24 protein-coding genes and 1 pseudogene are annotated in these 22,041 nt (G+C 37.7%); 8 read left to right on the top strand and 17 right to left on the bottom strand.

Going from position 1 to position 22,041, the window contains the following annotated elements; genetic code table 11:
• Positions 1–29: 29 nt before the first annotated feature.
• From M3175_RS14295 to M3175_RS14255, 9 genes are all read right to left on the bottom strand, one after another.
• Positions 30–2,138, bottom strand: a complete 2,109-nt coding sequence (locus M3175_RS14295) for an MMPL family transporter (RefSeq protein ID WP_251520021.1) — start codon at positions 2,136–2,138, stop codon at positions 30–32.
• Positions 2,139–2,247: 109 nt separating this feature from the next.
• Entirely contained in the window at positions 2,248–2,823 is a 576-nt protein-coding gene (locus M3175_RS14290) for a TetR/AcrR family transcriptional regulator (protein ID WP_251520019.1), read from the bottom strand.
• A gap of 88 nt (positions 2,824–2,911) precedes the next feature.
• The gene (locus tag M3175_RS14285) at positions 2,912–3,268 is read right to left on the bottom strand and encodes a hypothetical protein (protein ID WP_251520017.1); all 357 of its coding nucleotides are present in this window, start codon (positions 3,266–3,268) and stop codon (positions 2,912–2,914) included.
• 111 nt (positions 3,269–3,379) lie between these two features.
• Positions 3,380–4,078: a Na-translocating system protein MpsC family protein gene (locus M3175_RS14280; RefSeq protein ID WP_251520015.1), complete on the bottom strand. Its 699-nt coding sequence runs from the start codon at positions 4,076–4,078 to the stop codon at positions 3,380–3,382.
• Positions 4,079–4,188: 110 nt separating this feature from the next.
• Complete coding sequence (locus M3175_RS14275; RefSeq protein ID WP_251520013.1) at positions 4,189–4,878, bottom strand: Na-translocating system protein MpsC family protein; 690 nt, start codon at positions 4,876–4,878, stop codon at positions 4,189–4,191.
• A 203-nt stretch (positions 4,879–5,081) separates the two neighbouring features.
• The gene (locus M3175_RS14270; protein WP_251520011.1) at positions 5,082–6,197 is read right to left on the bottom strand and encodes an ATP-binding protein; all 1,116 of its coding nucleotides are present in this window, start codon (positions 6,195–6,197) and stop codon (positions 5,082–5,084) included.
• A 266-nt stretch (positions 6,198–6,463) separates the two neighbouring features.
• Positions 6,464–8,371 carry a threonine--tRNA ligase gene (thrS, locus tag M3175_RS14265; protein ID WP_285852283.1) on the bottom strand — a complete coding sequence of 636 codons (1,908 nt, stop codon included), beginning with the start codon at positions 8,369–8,371 and terminating at the stop codon, positions 6,464–6,466.
• Entirely contained in the window at positions 8,346–8,624 is a 279-nt protein-coding gene (locus tag M3175_RS14260) for a hypothetical protein (RefSeq protein WP_251520009.1), read from the bottom strand. The genes thrS and M3175_RS14260 overlap by 26 nt, the downstream gene beginning before the upstream one ends.
• 29 nt (positions 8,625–8,653) lie before the next feature.
• Positions 8,654–8,893, bottom strand: coding sequence for a hypothetical protein (locus M3175_RS14255; RefSeq protein ID WP_251520007.1), 240 nt, complete (start codon positions 8,891–8,893; stop codon positions 8,654–8,656).
• Between the two features lie 144 nt (positions 8,894–9,037).
• On the opposite strand from M3175_RS14255, the gene M3175_RS14250 reads away from it, so the two are divergent.
• The 6 genes from M3175_RS14250 to M3175_RS14225 all read left to right on the top strand — a co-directional run bounded on the left by M3175_RS14250 (position 9,038) and on the right by M3175_RS14225 (position 14,221).
• On the top strand, positions 9,038–9,544 hold the full coding sequence (locus M3175_RS14250) for a CBO0543 family protein (protein ID WP_251520005.1): 507 nt from the start codon (positions 9,038–9,040) through the stop codon (positions 9,542–9,544).
• 86 nt (positions 9,545–9,630) lie between these two features.
• A complete protein-coding gene (locus tag M3175_RS14245) occupies positions 9,631–10,602 on the top strand; it encodes an efflux RND transporter periplasmic adaptor subunit (RefSeq protein ID WP_251520003.1) in 972 nt (323 codons plus the stop codon).
• A gap of 1 nt (position 10,603) precedes the next feature.
• On the top strand, positions 10,604–11,344 hold the full coding sequence (locus tag M3175_RS14240; protein WP_251520001.1) for an ABC transporter ATP-binding protein: 741 nt from the start codon (positions 10,604–10,606) through the stop codon (positions 11,342–11,344).
• Complete coding sequence (locus M3175_RS14235; protein ID WP_251519998.1) at positions 11,316–12,461, top strand: ABC transporter permease; 1,146 nt, start codon at positions 11,316–11,318, stop codon at positions 12,459–12,461. Before M3175_RS14240 ends, M3175_RS14235 begins: the two co-directional genes overlap by 29 nt.
• 67 nt (positions 12,462–12,528) lie before the next feature.
• The gene (locus tag M3175_RS14230) at positions 12,529–13,884 is read left to right on the top strand and encodes a cadherin-like beta sandwich domain-containing protein (RefSeq protein WP_251519995.1); all 1,356 of its coding nucleotides are present in this window, start codon (positions 12,529–12,531) and stop codon (positions 13,882–13,884) included.
• Between the two features lie 16 nt (positions 13,885–13,900).
• Positions 13,901–14,221: a FlxA-like family protein gene (locus M3175_RS14225; RefSeq protein ID WP_251519992.1), complete on the top strand. Its 321-nt coding sequence runs from the start codon at positions 13,901–13,903 to the stop codon at positions 14,219–14,221.
• A gap of 118 nt (positions 14,222–14,339) precedes the next feature.
• On the opposite strand, the gene mmuM is transcribed toward M3175_RS14225, so the two are convergent.
• Complete coding sequence (mmuM, locus tag M3175_RS14220; protein ID WP_371321698.1) at positions 14,340–15,269, bottom strand: homocysteine S-methyltransferase; 930 nt, start codon at positions 15,267–15,269, stop codon at positions 14,340–14,342.
• 188 nt (positions 15,270–15,457) lie between these two features.
• Between mmuM and M3175_RS14215 the strand changes: the two genes are divergently transcribed.
• A complete protein-coding gene (locus tag M3175_RS14215; protein WP_251519989.1) occupies positions 15,458–15,676 on the top strand; it encodes a YuzF family protein in 219 nt (72 codons plus the stop codon).
• A gap of 12 nt (positions 15,677–15,688) precedes the next feature.
• Entirely contained in the window at positions 15,689–16,582 is an 894-nt protein-coding gene (locus tag M3175_RS14210; RefSeq protein ID WP_251519986.1) for a manganese catalase family protein, read from the top strand.
• Between the two features lie 44 nt (positions 16,583–16,626).
• On the opposite strand, the pseudogene M3175_RS14205 reads toward M3175_RS14210, so the two are convergent.
• The 7 genes and pseudogenes from M3175_RS14205 to M3175_RS14175 form a co-directional block, all read right to left on the bottom strand.
• Positions 16,627–16,905: pseudogene (locus M3175_RS14205) on the bottom strand (beta/alpha barrel domain-containing protein); the annotation flags it as partial.
• Positions 16,906–16,993: 88 nt separating this feature from the next.
• Positions 16,994–17,716, bottom strand: coding sequence for an amino acid ABC transporter ATP-binding protein (locus M3175_RS14200; protein WP_251519983.1), 723 nt, complete (start codon positions 17,714–17,716; stop codon positions 16,994–16,996).
• Positions 17,709–18,368: an amino acid ABC transporter permease gene (locus M3175_RS14195; RefSeq protein WP_251519981.1), complete on the bottom strand. Its 660-nt coding sequence runs from the start codon at positions 18,366–18,368 to the stop codon at positions 17,709–17,711. Before M3175_RS14195 ends, M3175_RS14200 begins: the two co-directional genes overlap by 8 nt.
• 35 nt (positions 18,369–18,403) lie before the next feature.
• Positions 18,404–19,171 carry a transporter substrate-binding domain-containing protein gene (locus M3175_RS14190; RefSeq protein ID WP_251519978.1) on the bottom strand — a complete coding sequence of 256 codons (768 nt, stop codon included), beginning with the start codon at positions 19,169–19,171 and terminating at the stop codon, positions 18,404–18,406.
• 170 nt (positions 19,172–19,341) lie between these two features.
• Positions 19,342–20,514, bottom strand: a complete 1,173-nt coding sequence (locus M3175_RS14185) for a M20 family metallopeptidase (RefSeq protein ID WP_251519975.1) — start codon at positions 20,512–20,514, stop codon at positions 19,342–19,344.
• A gap of 193 nt (positions 20,515–20,707) precedes the next feature.
• Positions 20,708–21,565, bottom strand: coding sequence for a glycoside hydrolase domain-containing protein (locus M3175_RS14180; RefSeq protein WP_251519972.1), 858 nt, complete (start codon positions 21,563–21,565; stop codon positions 20,708–20,710).
• 121 nt (positions 21,566–21,686) lie between these two features.
• Positions 21,687–21,995: a hypothetical protein gene (locus M3175_RS14175; RefSeq protein WP_251519969.1), complete on the bottom strand. Its 309-nt coding sequence runs from the start codon at positions 21,993–21,995 to the stop codon at positions 21,687–21,689.
• Between the last annotated feature and the right edge of the window lie 46 nt (positions 21,996–22,041).

Raw genomic sequence — 22,041 nt, 5'->3', positions numbered from 1 at the left:
TCACCTTTATTTGTGACTGGCTCTTTTTCTTATTGCTGACTCTTTTGCAAAGACGAATCTTTTTCAAATAAAACAAGCAATGCAGGCAATAAAATTCCTCGTATTAAGAAGGTGTCTAATAATATTCCAACCGCCACAATAAAACCAAATACAAATAATAGTTGAATCGGTTGTGTCATTAACACAGCAAAGGTTGCAGCAAGAATGATTCCTGCTGAAGAGATCACTCCACCTGTATTGGCTACCGCAATTTCTACAGCTTTCTTGACTGGATGAATTTTTCTTTCTTCCATAAACCTTGAAATTAGAATGATATTATAATCAATTCCTAACGCCACTAAAAAGACGAAGGAGTAAAGTGGGACGCGGTTACTAACTGTATCAATATCAAAAAATAGGTTTGTCAGGAACATCCCTAACCCAACAGCTGCCAGGAATGATAATAAAATGGTCCCCATCATATATAAAGGTAGCTTGAACGACTTTGTCATTACAATAAGCATAGCAAAGATGAGAATGGACTCTAAAAGAACAATGACGATAAGGTCTCTGTTATTCGTTGCACGATCGTCAATTCGATTGGCTGTTTCGCCAGCAAAATAAAGCTCACCCTCAAGACCTGCATCCTTTAGGATCTGCTGCGAATCATCTCTCGTTTCCTCCAACGCATCCATCGTTTCAATATCGTATGGACTTTCTGTATAGGTGAGTGTAAATTGAACTACTTTTTGGTCTTCAGATACAACACTTGGACGAACACCGCTAACAAGTGGTTGTTTCTGCAGCTCTTTCATGATTGCGTCCTGCTGCTCCATCGTGACTGGCTCAGAAGCTTCAAACAGGACAGTTGTTGGAGCTAAATCTCCCTTTTCAAACTCTGCTTCTAAAATTTCATACCCTATTCTAGATGGCATATCCTCTGGAAAGCTCTTCATTGTATCAAACTCGTACTTCAGATTGAACATATTTAATGCCGATATCACTAAGATAATCCCAATTGCGACCGTTGAAACAACTGGCTTCTTCACTACACTTCGACCAATTTTACTCCAGAAAGAATTAGTTTTAACTGCTTCCTCCCCAACTCTAGGAATTTTAGGCCAGAACGATTTTCTTCCGAATAGTGTAAAAAGGGCGGGAACTAATGTGACAGATGCAATCATAATAATTAGCATGGCCGTTGCAAAAATAGGTGCAAAATTTCGGTAATCCCCAAATTCTGCGAAGAATAATACCAACATGGCAGCAAGCACTGTACCACCAGAGAAGAAAACTGGTAATCCGGTTTCCCTCATCGCTTCTTTCATGGCTTCATGCTTACTATCATACGTTTTCAATTCCTCACGATAGCGAGAAAAGACAAATAATGAATAATCAATCACTGCTGCAAATAATAAAATTGTCATGATCGAAAATGTTTGATTGTTAATAAGTAATCCCGCTTTTCCCATTAGACCCAGCACTTGATTCACCACTTCATAGACAAATGCGGCTGCAAGAAGTGGAATTAAGGCAAGTAGAGGTGAACGGTAGATCACTATTAGCAATATAAGAATAAGGCCAACCGTTGATAAAAGGAGCACAACATCTGCTCGTGAGAACAAATCAAGGGCGTCTACAGCAATACCGGCAGGACCAGTTATCGTTAACGATAAGTTCGTAGATTCGTTAGCCATCTCCATCATCTTTTCTTGCGAGGTTCTCATTTCTTTCGCTTCGAAGCCAGCCTCAAAGGTAACCGGCAGGATGACTGTACTTCTATCTTCAGAAAAGAAGCTTTCGGTAGCTTGTGGTGGCAAAGTGGTTATTGGAACAATTTCCTTGACTCCCTCTACCTTTTCAACCTGCATGATAAATGACTCTAATTCAGCTACATTCACTACTTTATCGTCGCTAGATTGAAAAACGAGAATCGCCGGTGTTCCGTCATTGTCTTTAAAATATTGATCCAGTTTATTTTGAGCAATAACTGACTTTGCATCACTGGGTAATGATGAAATATTGGATGATTCGTATTCTTTCGCACTCGGTGCAAGGACAGCAAGAAGGACTGTTACTATGACCCAAATACCTAGCGTAACCCATGTTCCTTTTCTGGTAGAAACTTGGTCAGTAATTCTCTTGAGAATGGATTTCATGCTTTTCTCCCCTTAGTAAAATTTTATAGTGACACAAGTGTTACTTTAAATAAAAATAAAAAACACAATTGTCACCCTTATTATCAAGCGTAAGTGACAGTTGTGTCAATTATGAATGTGCAAACATTCCTTTACTAATAATTTCCTTGATTGAATTCACCCAAACCCCCTTTGGTAAGCCAAAATGATTGGGAATGGCTATCGATTGGAATATCAATCCGAGTATGACACTATCAGGAATATGTTCCTTTAGCTTGCCTTCCCTTTTCCCAAATGAAATAAAATTTTGCAGATAGCGATACATTTCTAGAGGAAGCTTTTCTAATTGTTCTTTATTTTCTTTTGCTTTTTCATTTGAACTTGATCCCATTTGTTTGACAACCGTAATGAGTTGATGAACTTCTGCTTTATCAAAAATTAGCTTCATTAAGAAATCAAACTGGGCTTCAAAGTCTCCCTGATTTTCTATCTGAGCCAAATCTCCAATAAATATCTGCATTTCATAAAGCATAAAATCCGTAATTAACTCATCCTTGTTTTCGTAATATTTATATAAAGCTCCTCTTGAAATATCCAGTTGCTCTGCTAACAGGCCAAAATGGAATCCTTCATAACCATGTTGAAGGAGCATTTTCTTTACTGTCTGAAACAGTTCTTCATTGGAAAATTTCCGTTCACGTGCCATAAGCTTTCACCTCTTCACTAATTATAATGAAACCTTATGGAGGAAAAAAGGATTTCTTTTCTTTGTTTACAGCATCCAGAACGACTTATTAAAACTTATTTATATCAAAATTATTTCCATCATTTTTAAAAATCTCTTTGTTTTCATCTTCCTCTGAAAAGGGAGCAAGTTCCTCATCCTTTTCCCCGCTATCTGACTGAAGAAAAGGTATAAGGTTTTGAATCAAATTTGAGCCTTGAGCCATAAACTGCTTTCCTTTATTCATCACATCATCAGGAGAATGTCCAAGAAAAACAACCATGACTAATCCAATGACTACAAATGGAAGTACCATTCGAAACACCGAGCGAACGATTGAAACAACTATAATAATAAACACTAAACCAAGGATAAAAGTCACTAACTGATTATTGGAATGGTAAAGTTCTTGCAAAAGATCGTTCATAAAAACACCTCTTGGGAGATTATTCTACTATCTTTATGAACGAATGGAATTGGTTTTAAACATTCCTCTAATTCTGAACAATGTCGGATAATTTTGGTGTCTACCCTTATTTCAATTTTTCAATACAAAACAGATGATGCTATCGTCATTATGTAAATCCCAATCTACAAGAATATCTTCAACCGGCCGGCTAAAAATTTCTTCAAAATGACCATTATGATGCAAATATGATTTTTCTAATTCATCTTTTGTAACAAGGAGAGTTTGCTCATACCCTTTCTCTATCAAAGACTTTTCAATTTCAACCAAAATTCCCTTTCTCTTGACCAAATACACCCTCGGAGTGATAAAAAACGCTTCGGTTGTTTCCGGTTTTTTCTGTACGATAATGCTTATTCGGTCTACCTCATCAATAAGATTTTTATAGATATGATTCTCTTCACTTTTAGAAACTGCCTCAGTTACGTTGCTCTCAAATTCAATCGTGATCATACCTGTATTTTGATTATAATTCCAATCATGATAGGCTGATTTTACATCAGCCTCAAATTCCATTTCGAGCATTCCCTTCAATTGAGTTAAAATTTTATGCATAACTATTGTGCGGGACATGTCTAGCTTGTCTATGTTACCACTTTCAAGCAATACAGATTCCATTGGAGAAAGAAACCTTCTTATGTAAAGAACAAGATATGGACCATTAGCAAAGGCAAAGCAAGAATCGGGACCTCGTCCAAAATTTTTTCGTAACATCTTACTAGTTAAACTACTTATGTTCATGAGTTTTTCATGAAGCAGTTCAGTAGACATATTGGTTAACCTCACATTCTTAATTTAGCTATTAAATTTAGGTTGCCCAGTTCTTTTCACTCAAAACAAAAAGAAGTGGATTGTTGTGTCCACTTCTTTCTTTGTAATTGTTAATTTATTCTACCAAAAATAAATATAAAATAATTCTTATTTTCCACATAATCCCACATAATAAAAATATCTTCAATGGAGCGATTTAGTGCTTCTTCAAAAAAGCTCTTATGTGTCATATATCCCTTTTTAACGTTTCTAGCTTGGGTAAATAACAGATCCATTTGTCCTCTTTCAAAAATGAAGTTTTCAAGTGGTAGTAACACACCTTTTGCCTCAACAGCATAGCTATTGGTAGGGGAAGGAACGGTTCGTAAATTAACTGGGAGTTTGTGAAACTGAGTACCTATTGTTCGAATCACCTTAGTCACTCCTTCACTACCCTTCTCCTCTGCTTTTAAATCCAGCTGACCAGAATTAGAAACGAGAAGCAGCATACCTGAATTCGTATCATAATTCCAATCTTGATAAAAGGAATGGAAAGGTACTCCTAATAACTTAGACGATTCCTGTACGAGCTCTTCCGAAAGTGATTGAATGACAGAGGTTCGAAACTCTGTGATCAAATTATTTTGGTCATTATTATAAAGAATTTCTTCTGCAGGTGTCATAAAACTTCGTATATACACGTATAGTTTGTTCCCCTTAAAGACAGTAAAACAGGTTTCTGGTCCTTTCCCAAATCCTCTTTTAAGAAGCTTGCTATATGTACTACTGAGTGTATGCAAATCATCTTGCGTAGCCAGCATTCAAATCCCCCTTACATAAATAAAAAGGCCTAACTTCTCAAAAAAAGAAGTTAGGCCACGGTTAAGACGACTATATAATAGTTTCTACCATTTACCATTCAACAAATAATAAAGTATAAAAAATCGTTATTTATAATAAAATTATTGCTTTAAAACTAATGACAGCAAGACATTAGACAAGGAGTATCATACCATTTTTCTCATTAGTTCACAAGATTTAATTCGTTCTCTCTCGGCATAAATCTTACTTTGACACATGTACCTTCAGAGTCACTCTCAATAACAATCGTACCTTTATGTTCCTTTATTATCTGTTGACTAACAAGCATCCCTAAGCCCGTTCCGTTTTCTTTCGTAGTAAAAAACAGCTCGCCTACCCTATCTAGTACTTCCTTGGGCATTCCACACCCTTCATCTACTATTGACACCTCTATGCTCAAGTCTGTTAATACTCTACCTTCTATGGTAATATTTCCACCATCCGGCATTGCCTCTATAGAATTTTTGATAAAATTTATAAACACCTGTTTCAATTGATTGGTGTCACCTAAGAGGAAGGAATTATTAAAATAGATATTTCGCTGTAGCTGAATATTGTTTAAGAGCGCATGTGGCTCCATCAAGGTAAGCACCTGATCAAGTAGTAACTGTATATCCACCCTTTCATACTTTTGCTTATTTGGCTTTGCTAAAACCATCAATTCTCTTAGGATAAGTTCTATTCTTTCGATCTCAGAATTAATAACGCCGTAATAAACTTCATTTCCTGCATGTTCATCCTTTAATAGCTGTAGAAATCCCTTTATAGCTGTTATAGGATTACGAATTTCATGGGCAATGCCAGCTGCTAAGTGACCAGCAGTTGCACGTTTTTCTGACAATTGAGCTAACTGATCGATGACATCATTACTATCATTATTGTTAATAGACTGCTCGAGAATAATATATGAGCCTATCCATTGATCTTTCAAGTAAATAGGCATGAGTGTTACCGTTACGTCAATAACCTTGTCGTCTTTACCCTTTACCCTTGATTCAAAGGTCATTCGTTTTCCCTGTGCTTTTCCTTCATAAAAAGAGTGACCTTCCTTTAATATCTCTGTATCGAATAGGTCTTTTAATCCTAACCGCAGCAAATGATTGGTTGAATAACCCAAAAGATCTTCACACGGCTGGCTGGCATATTCCATATTTCCTAGAGAGCTGATTACCAAAAAGGCATCCTTGCTCTTTGAGAGGATAGAAAAGCCTTTTTTTATGTTAATATCTATGAAATCCTTCAATAGAATGCTTTTGGTTTCATCTCCAATATTAGCCATTGGGCAGGATACTCTCCTTTCTTATCTATTTATTTTGTAAACTACAGATAAAAAGCCACCATAAGCAATAGGAATCTCTCCTATTGCTTATGGTGGCTATAAAATCTAGCGTATATATCTAGAGTCCGTTAACCTGCATTATTATTTTCCTTCATTTATCATTCAATAGATCAAGGCGTTAATCCCTGTATCCAACATACATACTATACTATTCTCTTCCAATTTACAATTTGTTTTCAGTATTTTCTTAAAGTTATTCCGACGATTTATAACTTCTTGTCAACAATCACCTCTCGTAGCATGCTAGCAAATTGTTCAAATTTCATATCCACAGTTGTCTCATTACCATACTGTCTCACGCTAACCGATTGAATTTCCTGTTCACGATCACCTACTACTAATACATAAGGAATCTTTTTCATTTGTGCTTCTCTTATCTTATATCCGAGCTTCTCATCACGAAAATCAACTTCCACACGCACTTCTTCCTTTTTAAGTAACTGTTTTACATTCTCCACATACTCACGATGAATATCATTTGAAACTGGAATAATCTTGACTTGAACTGGTGCTAGCCATACAGGAAAAGCTCCACCAAAATGCTCTATTAAGATACCAAGGAAGCGATCAATAGATCCAAATACAGCTCGGTGAATAACAACAGGTCTGACCTTTTTGTTTTGTTCATCAATATAGGAGAGGTCGAACTTTTCAGGCATTTGAAAATCAAGCTGAACTGTTGCGCACTGATGGCTCCTTTTTAATGAATCTTTTATATGAATATCGATCTTAGGTCCATAAAAGGCACCGTCCCCTTCATTCACTTGAAAAGGCAGACCAAGTTTATTCAACACATTTATCAAAGACCCTTCTGCTCGATCCCATAACGCCTCTTCCCCCATATAATCTTCCGGTCTTGTCGATAGCTCGATGCTATATTCAAATCCAAAGACTTTATATACATAGTCAATTAGTTTTAAAGCAGAAGATATTTCATCTTCAATTTGCTCCGGTGTTACAAAGATATGTGCATCATCTTGGCAAAAGCTCCTTACCCGTAACAACCCATTAAGTGCACCACTAAATTCGTGCCGGTGTACCTGACCAAACTCCGCCATACGAATCGGAAGGTCACGATAAGAACGAAGCTTATCCTTAAATATTAGCATATGCCCAGGACAATTCATTGGCTTTAAAGCAAAGCTGTGTTCATCCACTTCTGAGAAATACATATTGTCTTTGTAGTGATCCCAATGACCAGATTGTTCCCATAAACGCTGATTCATCATAAAAGGAGTTCGAACCTCTTTATAATCAAAGGAATTTTGAATCTTCCTTAAAAATGTTTCCAGTTCATTTCGGATCAATTGTCCGTTTGTTAAGTAAAATGGCATTCCAGGCGCTTCTTCAGAAAACATGAACAGTTCAAGTTCACTTCCGAGCTTCCGATGATTACGCTTAGCCGCCTCCTCTAAAAAGTGAAAATATTCCTCAAGTTCTTCCTTTGAATAAAATGCAACACCGTAGACTCTTTGTAACATCTTATTATTGCTATCCCCTCGCCAGTACGCTCCCGATACATGAGTTAATTTAAACTCTCTTACATATCCAGTGGACGGTACATGGGGGCCACGGCATAAATCATAGAATTCACCTTGGCGATACACAGTTATTTTTTCATCTGAAGGAATAGCCTCAATCAATTCAAGCTTATAAGGATCATAAGAAAAAACTTGCTTCGCTTCTTCTCGTGACCACTCTTCCCTTTCAATATTTAAGTTTTCAGCAACGATTTTTTTCATTTCTTTTTCAATTTTTCCTAAGTCTTTTACTGTAATGCTTTCCGGGACATCCACATCATAGTAAAATCCATTATCAATCACTGGGCCGATAGATAAATGAACTTCCTTATACAACCGTTTAATTGCTTGAGCCAACACATGAGCAGTAGAGTGTCTCATAATCTCAATACCCTCTTCTGAATTTCTTTCAAGCAATTGAATACTTGCATCGTTGTGGATCTCTCTTCCCAAATCAAACATCTTTCCGTTCACCTTACCGGCAATCACTTTCTTACGCAAACTTGGACTTATACCTTGAGCGATTTCCTCTAAAGTAACACCTTCTTGATATCTTTTCATACTTCCATCAGGGAATTGAATATTTAGTTCCATTGTTATGGCCTCCTTTATAAAAAAAAAACACACCTGTCCCTCTAACAAGGGACGAGTGTGTTTGTCTCGTGGTTCCACCCAACTTCCCACCTCTATTAACAAGAGAGATGGCTTCGTTTTGCTGTATCGTAGCAGCTACGGTATTGATTACTGTGACTTCACCAATACTGCTCCAAGGTGGTAAATGCGACAGCTGCGTTAGGAAGATTCCAGCCTTGTCTCCCCTCTCTGTTAACCGTTCAGTCTCACTCATGTCCTTTTCTTTGCTTGAATTATTTACTTTTAAAAAACAAAAAACACACCTATCCCTCTAACAAGGGACGAGTGTGTTTGTCTCGTGGTTCCACCCAACTTCCCACCTCTATTAACAAGAGAGATGGCTTCGTTTTGCTGTATCGTAGCAGCTACGGTATTGATTACTATGACTTCACCAATACAGCTCCAAGGTGGTAAATGCGACAGCTGCGTTAGGAAGATTCCAGCCTTGTCTTCCCTCTCTATTAACCGTACAGTAACATTCATGTCCTTTTCATCGCAAATTGAATTGTAATTTATTAGATAATATATAGAATATTTAACCTTTCGTCAATACTTTTTTAACATATTTTTTCAATTAATTGGAAAAATAATACTGACACAAACATTTTTATTTGTAGGGAGAAAACGATGCACTTACTATTAATTACCCTTGTATTCTTGCTTGCCTACCGATTCGGAAATTGGCGAGAATGGTTGAAATATAATCACACTATATTTTATGTGATTACATGTAATTTACTATATAACTTCTTTTGTCATGACAAAATGCTTTGGGAATATCAGCCGGATTATTTCCTTATGTCACACACCATTATTGATCTTTTATATACGTTTATTACCTTGCCCGCGATTACTCTTTTGTACTTATCATTTTATCCGTTTAATAAGTCATTGTTTAGACAAATTAGGTTTATTGGCCAATGGGTCCTCTCTTCCATGGCAATCGAATATGTTTTCTATAAATTCGACAGACTTCTTTTACATAATAATTATTCTTACTGGATGGATTTCCTCTTTTATCCAGTCATGTATAGCATGATTCGATTACATTATACACGTCCAATTTTAACCTATGTGTTATCAATGGGTATTATTAGCTTTATGTTGTGGTATTTTCAAATTCCACTCAAATAATTACCTTTTCAAATTTAAGGATTTTTTAAGGTTTCCTCGTAATAATGAACTCATAACGATGTTTTCATTTTAAGGAGGTAAAAGGTTTGAAGAAATGGATGTCTATTGGAGTTGTTGTGATTCTGTTAGCTGGAGGGGGCTTTTGGCTTTATAAGAGCAATCAGACAGTTGCTACTGCGGAAGCACAAGTCATGACTTCTACCGTACAAAGAGGAGATATTGAGGTTCAAGTTAGTGGTTCTGGCACCGTTGCATCCATTAATAGCAACGACGTGGCAGCAGCCTCTGGAGGAGAAGTGGACGAGGTTCTTGTTAGTGAAAATGATGTGGTCGAAGAAGGAACTGAGTTAGTTACTTTTACGGATGGAAGCGATCCAATTACTGCTCCACATGCTGGAACAATTACCACTCTTGATGTGGAAGCTGGTGACAACCTACAGAACGGGCAAGTTGTTGCACATGTGACCGATTATGTAACTCTTCAAACAGTGATTGGGGTAGATGAGTTAGACATTGCAAGTATTAAAGAAGGACAAGTAGCAAAGATCACTGCAAGCGCGTATCCTGATGAATCATTTACAGGTACGGTTACAAAGGTGTCTAAAGAAGGAACTTCTACAAATGGTGTTTCTAGCTTTGAGGTAACGGTCCAATTTGATGATCCAAAAGATCTTTTAATAGGAATGTCCACTGAAGTAAATATCACAACGGAAAGCAAACAAAGTGTTCTTTATGTTCCAATAGAAGCTGTAAAAATTAATGGCAATGAAAAATATGTAATGATCCAAGAGTCTGCGACAAGTGAAGATGAAGAAGCGGTTACTACCCAGCAAGTGGTAGAGACAGGAATCAATGATGACCAAAATATTGAGATTGTTTCTGGACTTGAGGAAGGGCAAATAATTCAACTAGCTATTACACTCTCTTCGAGCAGTGACTCAGCTACTGATCGAGGGGCAATGAGAGATTTTTCTGGAACTGGCGGAGCAAGCGGCTTTCCTAGTGGCAGTGGAATGGGCACACCTCCTACTGATAGAGTAGGAAGAGGCGGAGAGTAATATGGGAAATTCAGTCATTGAAATCAATCAAATGTCCAAATCATACGAACTAGGCGGCGAAACGGTCAAAGCACTACAAGAGGTCTCCCTTCAAATTAATGAAGGAGATTTCCTTTCTATCATCGGACCATCTGGTTCAGGAAAATCTACTTTTATGAATATGATTGGCTGCCTCGACAAACCAGACTCAGGTGAATATTTGCTTGACGGAAAAAAAGTCAACAATATGAAGGACCATGAGCTTGCAGCGATAAGAAATGTAAAAATCGGGTTTATTTTTCAAAACTTTAATTTACTCAATAAATTGACCGCCCTTGAAAATGTCGAACTTCCTCTTGTGTATCGAGGATTAAGTGCAAAAGAACGTAGAGAAAAAGCCATTAATAGTCTAGAAAGAGTGGGCCTGGGTGAACGAATCCACCATATGCCTACACAACTTTCAGGTGGACAGCAGCAAAGGGTTGCCATAGCAAGAGCCTTAGCTGGTGATCCTCCTGTACTTCTTGCTGACGAGCCTACTGGTGCACTTGACAGCAAAACTAGTAAAGAATTATTGCAGATGTTAAAAGAATTAAACAAACGCGGACAGACGATTGTCATTATTACTCATGACTTAGAGGTTGCAAAGGAAACCAATCGAATCGTTCGTATCCATGATGGACAGCTATACGAAAACGGAGGTGATTGGTTTGAACCTAGTCGAATCTATCAAAATGGCACTCAAGAGTATCAAGAGCAATAAAATCCGAGCCATTTTAACGATGTTGGGAATTATTATCGGGGTTGCCTCCGTTATCACTCTTGTCGGGGTTGGACAAGGCTCCTCTCAGTCTGTAACGGATGAAATCGGAAGCTTAGGAACAAACCTGATTACCTTGAGTGTAAATGATACGGAATCAGTCCAATTAAAGGACGATCATATTCTCGAATTTCAAGAATTAAATGGTATATCAGAGGTGGCCCCTGTTGTTACTGGGCGTATAAATGCTAAAAATCAGGATAATACAGCACAAGTATCAATTACAGGTACCACCCCTTCTTACTTAACCGTTAGAAATTTAACTCTCAGTCAAGGTCGATTTATTACCGATATGGATGATGTACTACGACAGAAGGTGGTTGTACTTGGATCAACTACTTCTGAAACCTTGTTTCCATATGAAAACCCAGTTGGACGGAGTGTACAAATTGAAGGTGTATCCTTCCAAGTAGTGGGAGTGCTAGACTCCGTTGGTACCTCTCTCGGTACGAGTGGGGATAACGTTATGATCGCTCCCCTTTCAACCACTCAGAGAATAACACAGAGTACAGCAATCGGAACCGTCTATTTTCAAGCGGAGAGCGAAGATTATGTAAATCGTGCCATGTTCCAAGTACAGGGTGTGCTGACTACCCTTTTTCCGAATTCAAGTGACTATTATTCTGTATCAAGTCAAGAGGATTTAATGGAAACGATGACTTCTGTGTCCGATACGATGACCCTTATGCTTGGTGGCATAGCAAGCATCTCCTTACTTGTAGGCGGTATCGGAATTATGAACATCATGCTCGTTTCCGTTTCTGAGCGAACGAAAGAAATCGGAATACGAAAAGCCATTGGAGCCAATCGAAAATCAATTTTATTACAATTTTTAATAGAGGCAGTTGTTTTAAGTACACTCGGAGGTTTTATTGGAGTTGTCATTGGATTAGGAGTATCAAAACTAATGGAGGTATTCTCTAGCATCACCATTTCTTACTCTCCATTTGTTGCATTACTTGCTTTCCTATTTTCCCTACTAATAGGAATTGTTTTTGGGGTGTTCCCAGCTAACAAAGCATCAAAATTAAATCCGATTCAAGCGCTTCGTCAGGAATAAGTTTTCACTGGCCATGATGATCATGGCCAGATGATATTTTAAGAGAAACTATGAAATGAGGTGCATCATGCATATAAAAAAAGGGCTAAATGTAGCAATTGTTGGATCCATGATTACCTTCGCTACTTTTTCTGCTTTCCCTATTCATCACGCTAGTGCCGAGGAAAGCCTAACAACAGAAAGTACAACTCGATTGTCTGCACTTGAAATACTTGAGTTTGAGCTCGATCAAACGTTTTCGAAAGATGTTACCACCTACACAGCAACTGTTTCAAATGATACAAATAGCATGAGTTTACTTCTGGATACTGAAATCGTTGGCACACTTGTAACGGTAAATGGAGAGGAAGTTACCAGTAAAGAGCAGCTGAGCTATTCACTTAATACAGGTGAAAATATTTTCACAATAACGCTCCTAAATGGTAGTCAAGTAACTACATATACTCTAACTATTTTTCGAGCATTAAATGAAAATAGCAACCTATCAAATCTTACTCTTTCTAGTGGAACTCTGAATTTTTCTCCTTCTATAACAAGCTATTCAGTTGCTGTAGAAAATTCCATAAGCTCAATAACAATTAAACCTGAAACCTCAGTCGACACATCTACTGTTAATGTGGAAGGAACTACTGTGGATCCCCAAAAAGGCCATACCATCGAACTTCCAGTAGGCAAAACCACCGTGTCATTCGTGGTCAAAGCAGAAAATGGAAATCAGTCTACGTATACTGTTACGATCACAAGAGCGGCTATGGTAAGCAATTCTATTGATACAAATACGACTGACAATACAAAAACCAATACCAATCAAACTACAACAACTACGAGCCAACCGACTATGACCAATCTTGTATCAACTGCACAAACTAGCTCTGGGTCGACTCGATCTTCATCGACTGTTCAGGGAACTTCGACAAGTAGTACTGGAGCACAAACGGAAACTCCAACTACTGCTAATCTATCAGCTCTAACCGTTTCATCAGGAACCTGGAATAAAGCCTTTGATTCAGATACCTATACCTATCATATTGCTGTCGGTACAGACGTAACTAGTGTTACGATTGCGGCTACAACGGATGAAAGTGAGGCAGAGGTTGAAATCGAAGGTAGCACGAATACGACAGTTGCTCTACCGGATCAAGCAAAAACCGCAATCTCTGTATCCGTAACAAATGGAGATGACCGAAAAACTTATGTTTTAGTTTTTGATAAAGAGATTGAAGAAGTAGAAAATACGGAAACCTCTAATACGGTTGAAACTACCGAAGCTTCTGTATCGAGTACCACCAATTCTACAGTTGCTCAGTCAAACATGTCAGGAGATCCACGAGGTCAAAACAAACAAGCAATGCAAACGTCTGATCAAACATCAGAAAATTCGGGATCATTTTGGGACTGGGTAAAATCCCTATTTAATTTTTAGGATCGTGTATTAATTTATGCAAATATCCGTTGCATCAAACTCTACAACATATTATTCTACGAATCAATCATGCACTTCCATTGCAGCATTAGAAAAGCAAAAGCAACAACTTCAAAACCAAATGAAAAATGTAAAAGCGTCGAAAGAAGACGAGGACAAAAAACAAAAAGAGATACAACAACTTGAAAAACAAATCCAGCAAATTAAAACAGAAATCCAAAGACTCCAAGGAAATAATTCAAACGCAAATGTTCAACAAACATCTTCTTATAGGACGCCCACTGAGGATACTGTTGAGATAAGTGAGGCAGCATGGCTATTAAGCCAAGGGCTTTAATTTCATAAAAAAACGCAAGTGACTTTTCAATGTCACTTGCGTTTTTTGCAATATAGTTGTAAATACTTTTAGCGAATTATGGAAAATCCTCACGAAGTTTTTGATATTTCCTCGGAAATTAGCGCCACTTCCCCGCTACAGCTTCAATATCCTTTGGTGATGTTCGGCAACATCCTCCAATTAAACGAGCTCCAGCTTCGTACCACTCTTTTGATTTCGACTCGAGGGTATTGCATGATTCTTGACCGTGCCAAGTTTTTGTCTCAGGATCATACGTTTCCCCAGAGTTTGGATAAACAATGATAGGTTTTTCTGTATAGTTACTCAGATAGCTAATGGCACCTGTAACATAATCTAATGGAGCACAGTTGAATCCAATAGCAGCAATTTGTTCACATTTCTCCGTAAGTTCAGCACATTCTTGTAACAACGTACCGTCACTTATTGACCTTTCGTCCTTCAAGGAGAAAGAAAGCCAGGCATAAGTTCCAGGAAACTCCTGCAATAAAGAGATTAATATTTTCGCCTCTTGAAGGGAAGGAATGGTTTCAAATGCCAAAATATCAGCTCCAGCTTCAATAAGTACCGCCATTCTCTGACGGTGGAAACTTCTAAGGATTTTATCGCTTACTCCATAGTTCCCCACATACTCTGAGCCATCTGCTAAGAACGCACCATATGGACCCACAGATGCTGCTACCAATGGTTTGGGTCTATCAAGTTGTTGCTCTTCATGCCAAAAGTCATCTCTTGCACGCTTCGCAAGCACTACTGTCTTTTTTATCAATTTCAAGGCTTCTTCTTCTTGTAATCCACGTTTAATAAATCCTTCTACTGTTGCTTGATAGCTTGCAGTGATCGCACAATCTGCACCTGCCCGAAAATAGTCTAAATGCACCTGATAAATCAGCTGCGGATTCTCAAGTAACACACGAGCAGACCATAGAGGATCATCCAAATTGCATCCTTGCGATTCAAGTTCGGTAGCCATTGCTCCATCTAATATAACTAGTGAATGCTCTTGTATAATAGCATCAATTGGGTTGATATTCTTCAACGTATGCGACTCCCTTCCATCTCAAACTTGGATTGAAATTTTTTCAACCTTACCAATCTATAAAAATAATGTCAAGAAACTTCTGAATAAAATAATAGTTTATATTTAATTATGTATAATTTTTCCTATTTCTTCATACATATAACTGTTTGATATACAAAACAAAGGAGTGAAACTTCATGAATCAACAAACACCATCTTTTGTCAGTCATATTGACTCGTATGTGTATCATGCATTCCAAGGGATTATAGGGCGAATGGTTGCTGTCCAAACAGTCAGAGGGACTGTAACTGGATTACTTAAGTCTGTTATGCCTGACCATATTGTCGTGGAATCAGGTGGTTCTCCATTCTTTATTCGTACACAACAAATTATCTGGGTTATTCCTAGAGCATAAGGAGGTCATTCGATGTTTAAACGTGAAAATAAATTGTTGATTGACCTACCCGTTCCAGAGCATGGTGATCCGAATGCAGCCGCAGCTGTTCAGGAGTTGTTAGGTGGAAAATTTGGAGAAATGTCAACTTTAAACAATTACATGTATCAGTCATTTAACTTCCGTCAGAAGGATAAATTAAAACCTTTTTACGATCTCGTTGCAAGTATTACGGCTGAAGAATTTGGTCATGTGGAGCTTGTTAGTAATACCATAAATTTGTTATCACGTGGGAACACTTTTCCAGGGGATCCAGATGTTACCCCTTTACGTGAAGGCATGGATGCTCGTAGTACCTATCACTTTATAGCTACTGCTCAAACGGCAATAGCAGGTGATTCTATGGGGCGTCCTTGGACCGGAGACAATGTGTTTAGCAGCGGAAACTTAGTGCTAGATTTACTTCATAATTTCTTTTTAGAGGTTGGAGCACGCACACATAAGATGCGAGTATATGAAATGACAGAACATGAAACTGCTCGTGAAATGATAGGTTACTTACTTGTTAGAGGTGGGACACATGTACTCGCTTATGCTAAAGCATTAGAAATTGCTACTGGTGTAGATGTCAAAAAAATGGTACCAATTCCTGATCTATCTAATAGAAAGTTCGACCATGCGAAAAAGTTTGAGGATCAAGGATTATCTAATGTTTTATATACCTGGAATGATGTGGGCCATTATACTGATATCTCAAAAATTTGGAAAGGAACAAACCCTGAAAATGGAAACCAACTCAAAGTAATTACTGGAGCTCCTAAGGGTGCACCGATTCCAAATTTAGAGGAATTACCGGAGGAATTTGCTCCAGGAATAGACCGAGACGATTACGCAAAGATCGCCAAACGTTTAATGGAAAATATGTAATCTAGTAAAAGGGTATTCATGTCCTGAATACCCTTCTTTCATATTTATATAGTTTTCGCTTGTAACACATTTTCCCCACGTGCAGCTTTAACTTTTTCAACATACTGCATAGCATACTCTTTAATAAGGTCATAATCTCCTGTTTTAGCTGGTGCTAATAGATTTCCTCCTACTCCTACTGCTACACATCCGTTTTTAATCCATTGGTCGACATTTTCAAGACTAACACCACCCGTAGGCATAATATTTACTTGTGGAAGTGGTGCTTTTATTCCCTTAATAAAATCAGGTCCAAAATTGTTTCCTGGGAATAATTTCACAATAATAAAAAGCCCTTTAATTTGGCAAAAATATAAACTTTTTTACAAATAAAAAGAGCCATCCATTTGGATAGCCCTTAACATAACATATTTATAATACCTTCTCTAAGAAATCTTTCGCTCTTGCTGTTTTAGGATTACTAAAAAACTCAGCTGGACTTGCATCTTCAAGCAATACCCCACCATCAAGGAATAATACTCTGTCAGCCACTTCACGAGCAAATCCCATTTCATGAGTCACGATCGCCATCGTCATACCTGACTTTGCTAGGTCCTTCATTACATTCAAAACTTCTTTAACCATTTCAGGGTCAAGTGCGGATGTTGGTTCATCAAAAAGCATTAAGTTCGGCTCCATCGCTAGAGCACGAGCAATAGCCACACGTTGCTTTTGTCCACCTGACAGGTTACTTGGAAATGCTTTTTCCTTCTCAGTAAGTCCCACTTTCGCAAGTAATTTACGAGCCTTATCTTCCGCTACTTGTCGACTTTCTCCTTTTACTTTGATTGGAGCGTACGTTAAGTTATCAAGTACATTTAAATGCGGAAATAAGTTAAAATGCTGAAAAACCATTCCAATTTGTTGGCGCACCTTAAGTATATTTGTATTTTTATCTGTAATACTTTGACCATCTATCGAGATGGTGCCCTTTGTTGGCACTTCTAATAAGTTGATACAGCGAAGAAAAGTTGACTTACCAGACCCGGATGGTCCAATAATTGAAACAACTTCACCGCTATTAATATTGGTCGAAATACCCTTTAGTACTTCATTATCACCGAATTGTTTATAGAGGTTTTCCACTTTAATCACTGTACTTCAACCTCCTTTCAACAACTTTCCCAATGATCGTTAATACCATAACAAGTAGCCAATAAATGACCCCTACAAAAATCAAAGGTTCAAAGTTTCGATAAATATCAGCACCGACTACTTGAGCTCGGCGCATAAGATCTAAATACCCAATAGTTGAGACAATCGCCGATTCCTTCGTTAATGTAATAAATTCATTCATGAGTGCAGGTAAAATATTTTTTAAAGCCTGTGGCAAAATGATATCCTTCATCATCAATCGATAAGGTACCCCAAGAGCTTGAGCAGCCTCTGTTTGACCCTTATCTACTGCTTGAATTCCCGCACGGATAATTTCCGATACATACGCAGAGGAATTCAGACCAAAAGCAAGGATAGCTGATAAAAACGGAGAAATATCATAGCCTGTCAATTGTGGAATGGCAAAATAAATGATCATTAACTGTAAAATTAATGGCGTACCACGGAATATAGAGGTGTATGCATCCCCAAACCAGTTCAACGCTTTTATTTTTGAAATTTTACATAATGCTAATAGGGTTCCTAAAATAAAACCAAAGATAATTGATATAATGACAAACTGTAATGTAACCCATATTCCTTCTAAGATAAAAGGAATATAAGGCACAATTTGGTTAAAATCCAAATTCATGCCTTACACCTCACTTTAATATTTTTCTGGTTAAATTATTCTTCAGATAACCATTTTGCTTTTAATTCGTCTAGCTTCCCGTTCTCTTCCATTTCCTTTAGGACTTGGTTTACTTCGTCCACTAGTTCACTTCCCTTTGGAAAAGCAACTGCCATTCCTGGTGAGCTAGAAGTAGGATCATCAAATCCTGCTAATCCTTGCTCATTAATATATCCTCTAGCTACTGACTTATCCAAGTATGCTACATCAATACGGTTCGATTGCAATTCTTGAATCAAGATGGTTGCATTGTCAACAGCCTTGATTTCAAAATCAACTGTTTCCTGAAGCTTACGAGCACCCTCTTCTTGAATCGTACCTAACTGAACTCCCACCGTTTTTCCTTTCAATTGTTCAAGGGATGTCACTTCAGAGTCCTTTAATGTAATAAACATTTCACCTGAATGATGATACTGAGTAGAAAAATCTACGTTCTGTGCACGCTTCTCTGTAGCAGACATACCTGATAATACTAGATCAACACGTTTCGCTTGCAGCGCGCCAATGAGTCCATCAAATTTCATATCTTCAATTTTCAGCTCATAACCTAATTTTTCTGCAATGTATTTAGCTAGATCAATATCAAAGCCTTCTACTTCTCCTGATGTGTTTCGAGATTCAAATGGAGCAAAATCTGCAGAGGTTCCCATCGTTAATACTTTTTTGCCCTCTTCTGCTTCACCGTTTCCAGAATCGTTATTTTGGCCACATGCCGCTAATACTAACGTTAAAATTAAAGTAATAAGTAAACCGAACTTTTTCATGTTGTTTCCTCCCTAATAAAATGCTTATATGATGTATACGAATAATTATTCAACTGAATGAATAATAACACATGCTTATAATTTTGAAAAGTAGCTTTTTTAATATAAAAATATTCTGACTATTCTTTGAACTGTATTTATAATTTTATTATCTTAATAAATCAGTACGATTATCCATGCATTCTTTTCGTTTCTCGGAATTCGTTTACCACTTTTTCAAAGATCTCTTTATTCGTAAGTAATTCATACCCAGTTGAAGCAAGTGCAAGTGCACCTTTACTCAAGATTTGATGAGAGTTCTCCGTAATGGTGATATCTGCAAACTCTTTTGTATGGGCAACAAGACCGGGTGAATCAAGTCCAATATACGGATGAATGGCAGGGACAACATGACTTACATTTCCCATATCAATGGATCCATATGTGTCCTTTGCTTTTAAAACCTTTTTTACCCCTGTAGCAAGAAGATTTTCTGTAAAAAGTTCGGAAAGCGTTTGGTTGGTTAGCATGTTATCGTAACTAAGTTCATAGTTGGTAATTTCAACTTTCGCCCCTGTTACTAATTCCGCACCATGAGCAATATTTTTTACTTTCTGAACAACTTCATCTAAATAGCTACGGTTTTTTGCTCGAACATAAAATTGGGCAACTGCCTTATCGGGAACAATGTTTGCAGCAACTCCACCCTCTTTAATGATTCCATGAATCCGTACATCTGATGTCACATGCTGGCGAAGAGCATTAATACCGTTAAAGAGTTGAATTACTGCATCAAGAGCATTGATTCCTTTTTCAGGCGATGCAGCCGCATGACTTGACTGACCTGAATAAGTAAATTGAATTGCATCCATAGCCAAGGAATCCCCACTTTCATAGGATTCGTCAGCTGGGTGTAAAATCATAGCTACATCAATATCATCAAAAATTCCTTGCTCAGCCATTGGAACCTTCGCTCCATTTGTTTCTTCTGCAGGAGTTCCAAGCACTACCACTCGTCCTCCTACTTCATCTACCAATTTGCTCAACAACACGCCAGCACCGGCACTCATTGTTCCTATCATATTATGACCACATCCATGTCCTACTCCTGGTAGAGCATCGTATTCGGAGAGATAGGCAATCGTTGGTCCTTCTTTTTTACTGTCGTATACCGCTCTAAAGGAAGTCGACCGCCCGACAATTCCAGTTTCTACTGCGAACTGATGTTCCTTTAGAAACGCGACTAGTTTTTCCATAGATTTATATTCTTGATCACCTAACTCAGGTTCGTTGTAAAGGGAATCGCTTATATCCCATAGCTTGTTTTGTATCGTCTCTACATATTGTTTTAATTGATTGTTCATTAGTAACACTCCTTTATATATTGAAAGAGGTATATTTATAAAATTACATAGTATTAAATATTTATTCAACTTTATTACTATTTTTCTAATATAATATAAGTGCCCCTAAATTTCCAGCATATTTATTAGTTAATATTATTAAATATACAAAAAACCTCTCTCCTTTAAGGAAAGAGGTTTTTGATTGGGATTATTACCAAAGAAAATCGAATAAACTGCCTTTAAACAGGTTTGTATCTATATTACATGTTGCTGCATCAATTCCATACTGCCAACCATACAAAAGTGAACCTTCAGGAGCCCCTGCCTCATTTACTGGTGCATTTGCTTGTGTGGTAACGTCTATATGAGGATAAGCCGTCCACAGAATTACCTTATTTTGAATATCTTGATTTTCGTTTATAGCAGCTTGGTACGCCTTAACTAATGCACTATCCGGAGAGAATACCCCATAAATTCCTGGCTCATAAGGAGAGGCCATCATCGTATCATACCAGCCTTGAATAAAGGCAGAATCAACAGGATAATTTGGTTCAATATCTGCAAATATAGCAACACCCTCTGGCACATTTAACTCCCCTGCCAAAGAGATCCCAATATTCGCTTGCTCCACCCCATTTTCATATCCAGTTGCATTGTTAAATTGATTATTAATAAGAAGGATCTTTACTCCATTTGCATGTAAATATTCCACTTCCTCTGTTGTTAACCCACTAGAAACACCATCAATCGTCCCTAGATATCTCCCCCAAACAGTAGGCTTTCCGAAATTTTCATTTACACAGGCGTATAACTCTTCTGTGGTATATGATGCAGAATCGACTCCCCAATAATCAGTGTTTGGATCGATAGTTGTGTTGGCATTTTCATTTCCTACATCATTATTTGCGTTTTCTTCTGTAGTTTGATCGGGTTGCTCGTTTGTACTGGTGGTAGTAACTTCATTTTCGTTATGACTGGTTTCCTTTGAATCAGATTGAAGATAGAAGATTGGAATCAATAATAAAACTAATGCACTAATGAAGATGAGCAAGAAATTCCCCCATTTCAAATGATTCACCCCCTTGACACCAGCCTATTCAAGTAGGAGAAAAATCGTTTGGGCGGAACTGAACTCTAGAAAAACAATAAAGGTATTCAAAGCTTGGTTGTCGCTTTGAATACCCTTTATACTAAGACTTTAATTGGTTGACTTTATAGATATCTCTTCGGTGAACGAGTAGCTTAAGAATGGATGAGCCAGCATTTGGATCCACATGGTTGGTTACCACTGGATTTACTCCAGTAACAATAGGTGTCTGCACTTCTTTTCTCAACCGGCAACGTATCTTTTCAGATTTATATAGTCTATATTTGTCTCTAATTGCTTCCTCCGAACGAAGATCTGAACCGACCATGATGGTTTTCCAAGTCAGTTTTGACCAAATCATCCACCCAACTAAAAGGATAATAAGTAACCCAATTACAGAGAGTACTTCCACTTTCATCCCTCCCTTGCAAGTGTTAAAGATTTCATACCCATGAGAG

This window comes from Robertmurraya korlensis (genome assembly GCF_023715225.1).
Classification (GTDB): domain Bacteria; phylum Bacillota; class Bacilli; order Bacillales; family Cytobacillaceae; genus Robertmurraya_A.
Note: the sequence above shows the minus strand (reverse complement) of the source record. Positions and strands in the feature narration are given on the sequence as shown.

Bases quoted from the DNA above. Each gene is read 5' to 3' on its own strand.
- M3175_RS14295 (WP_251520021.1), bottom strand. From the start codon at position 2,138: ATGAAATCCATTCTCAAGAGAATTACTGACCAAGTTTCTACCAGAAAA.
- M3175_RS14290 (WP_251520019.1), bottom strand. From the start codon at position 2,823: ATGGCACGTGAACGGAAATTTTCCAATGAAGAACTGTTTCAGACAGTA.
- M3175_RS14285 (WP_251520017.1), bottom strand. From the start codon at position 3,268: ATGAACGATCTTTTGCAAGAACTTTACCATTCCAATAATCAGTTAGTG.
- M3175_RS14280 (WP_251520015.1), bottom strand. From the start codon at position 4,078: ATGTCTACTGAACTGCTTCATGAAAAACTCATGAACATAAGTAGTTTA.
- M3175_RS14275 (WP_251520013.1), bottom strand. From the start codon at position 4,878: ATGCTGGCTACGCAAGATGATTTGCATACACTCAGTAGTACATATAGC.
- M3175_RS14270 (WP_251520011.1), bottom strand. From the start codon at position 6,197: ATGGCTAATATTGGAGATGAAACCAAAAGCATTCTATTGAAGGATTTC.
- thrS (WP_285852283.1), bottom strand. From the start codon at position 8,371: ATGGAACTAAATATTCAATTCCCTGATGGAAGTATGAAAAGATATCAA.
- M3175_RS14260 (WP_251520009.1), bottom strand. From the start codon at position 8,624: ATGAGTGAGACTGAACGGTTAACAGAGAGGGGAGACAAGGCTGGAATC.
- M3175_RS14255 (WP_251520007.1), bottom strand. From the start codon at position 8,893: ATGAATGTTACTGTACGGTTAATAGAGAGGGAAGACAAGGCTGGAATC.
- M3175_RS14250 (WP_251520005.1), top strand. From the start codon at position 9,038: ATGCACTTACTATTAATTACCCTTGTATTCTTGCTTGCCTACCGATTC.
- M3175_RS14240 (WP_251520001.1), top strand. From the start codon at position 10,604: ATGGGAAATTCAGTCATTGAAATCAATCAAATGTCCAAATCATACGAA.
- M3175_RS14235 (WP_251519998.1), top strand. From the start codon at position 11,316: ATGGCACTCAAGAGTATCAAGAGCAATAAAATCCGAGCCATTTTAACG.
- M3175_RS14230 (WP_251519995.1), top strand. From the start codon at position 12,529: ATGCATATAAAAAAAGGGCTAAATGTAGCAATTGTTGGATCCATGATT.
- M3175_RS14225 (WP_251519992.1), top strand. From the start codon at position 13,901: ATGCAAATATCCGTTGCATCAAACTCTACAACATATTATTCTACGAAT.
- M3175_RS14215 (WP_251519989.1), top strand. From the start codon at position 15,458: ATGAATCAACAAACACCATCTTTTGTCAGTCATATTGACTCGTATGTG.
- M3175_RS14210 (WP_251519986.1), top strand. From the start codon at position 15,689: ATGTTTAAACGTGAAAATAAATTGTTGATTGACCTACCCGTTCCAGAG.
- M3175_RS14195 (WP_251519981.1), bottom strand. From the start codon at position 18,368: ATGAATTTGGATTTTAACCAAATTGTGCCTTATATTCCTTTTATCTTA.
- M3175_RS14190 (WP_251519978.1), bottom strand. From the start codon at position 19,171: ATGAAAAAGTTCGGTTTACTTATTACTTTAATTTTAACGTTAGTATTA.
- M3175_RS14185 (WP_251519975.1), bottom strand. From the start codon at position 20,514: ATGAACAATCAATTAAAACAATATGTAGAGACGATACAAAACAAGCTA.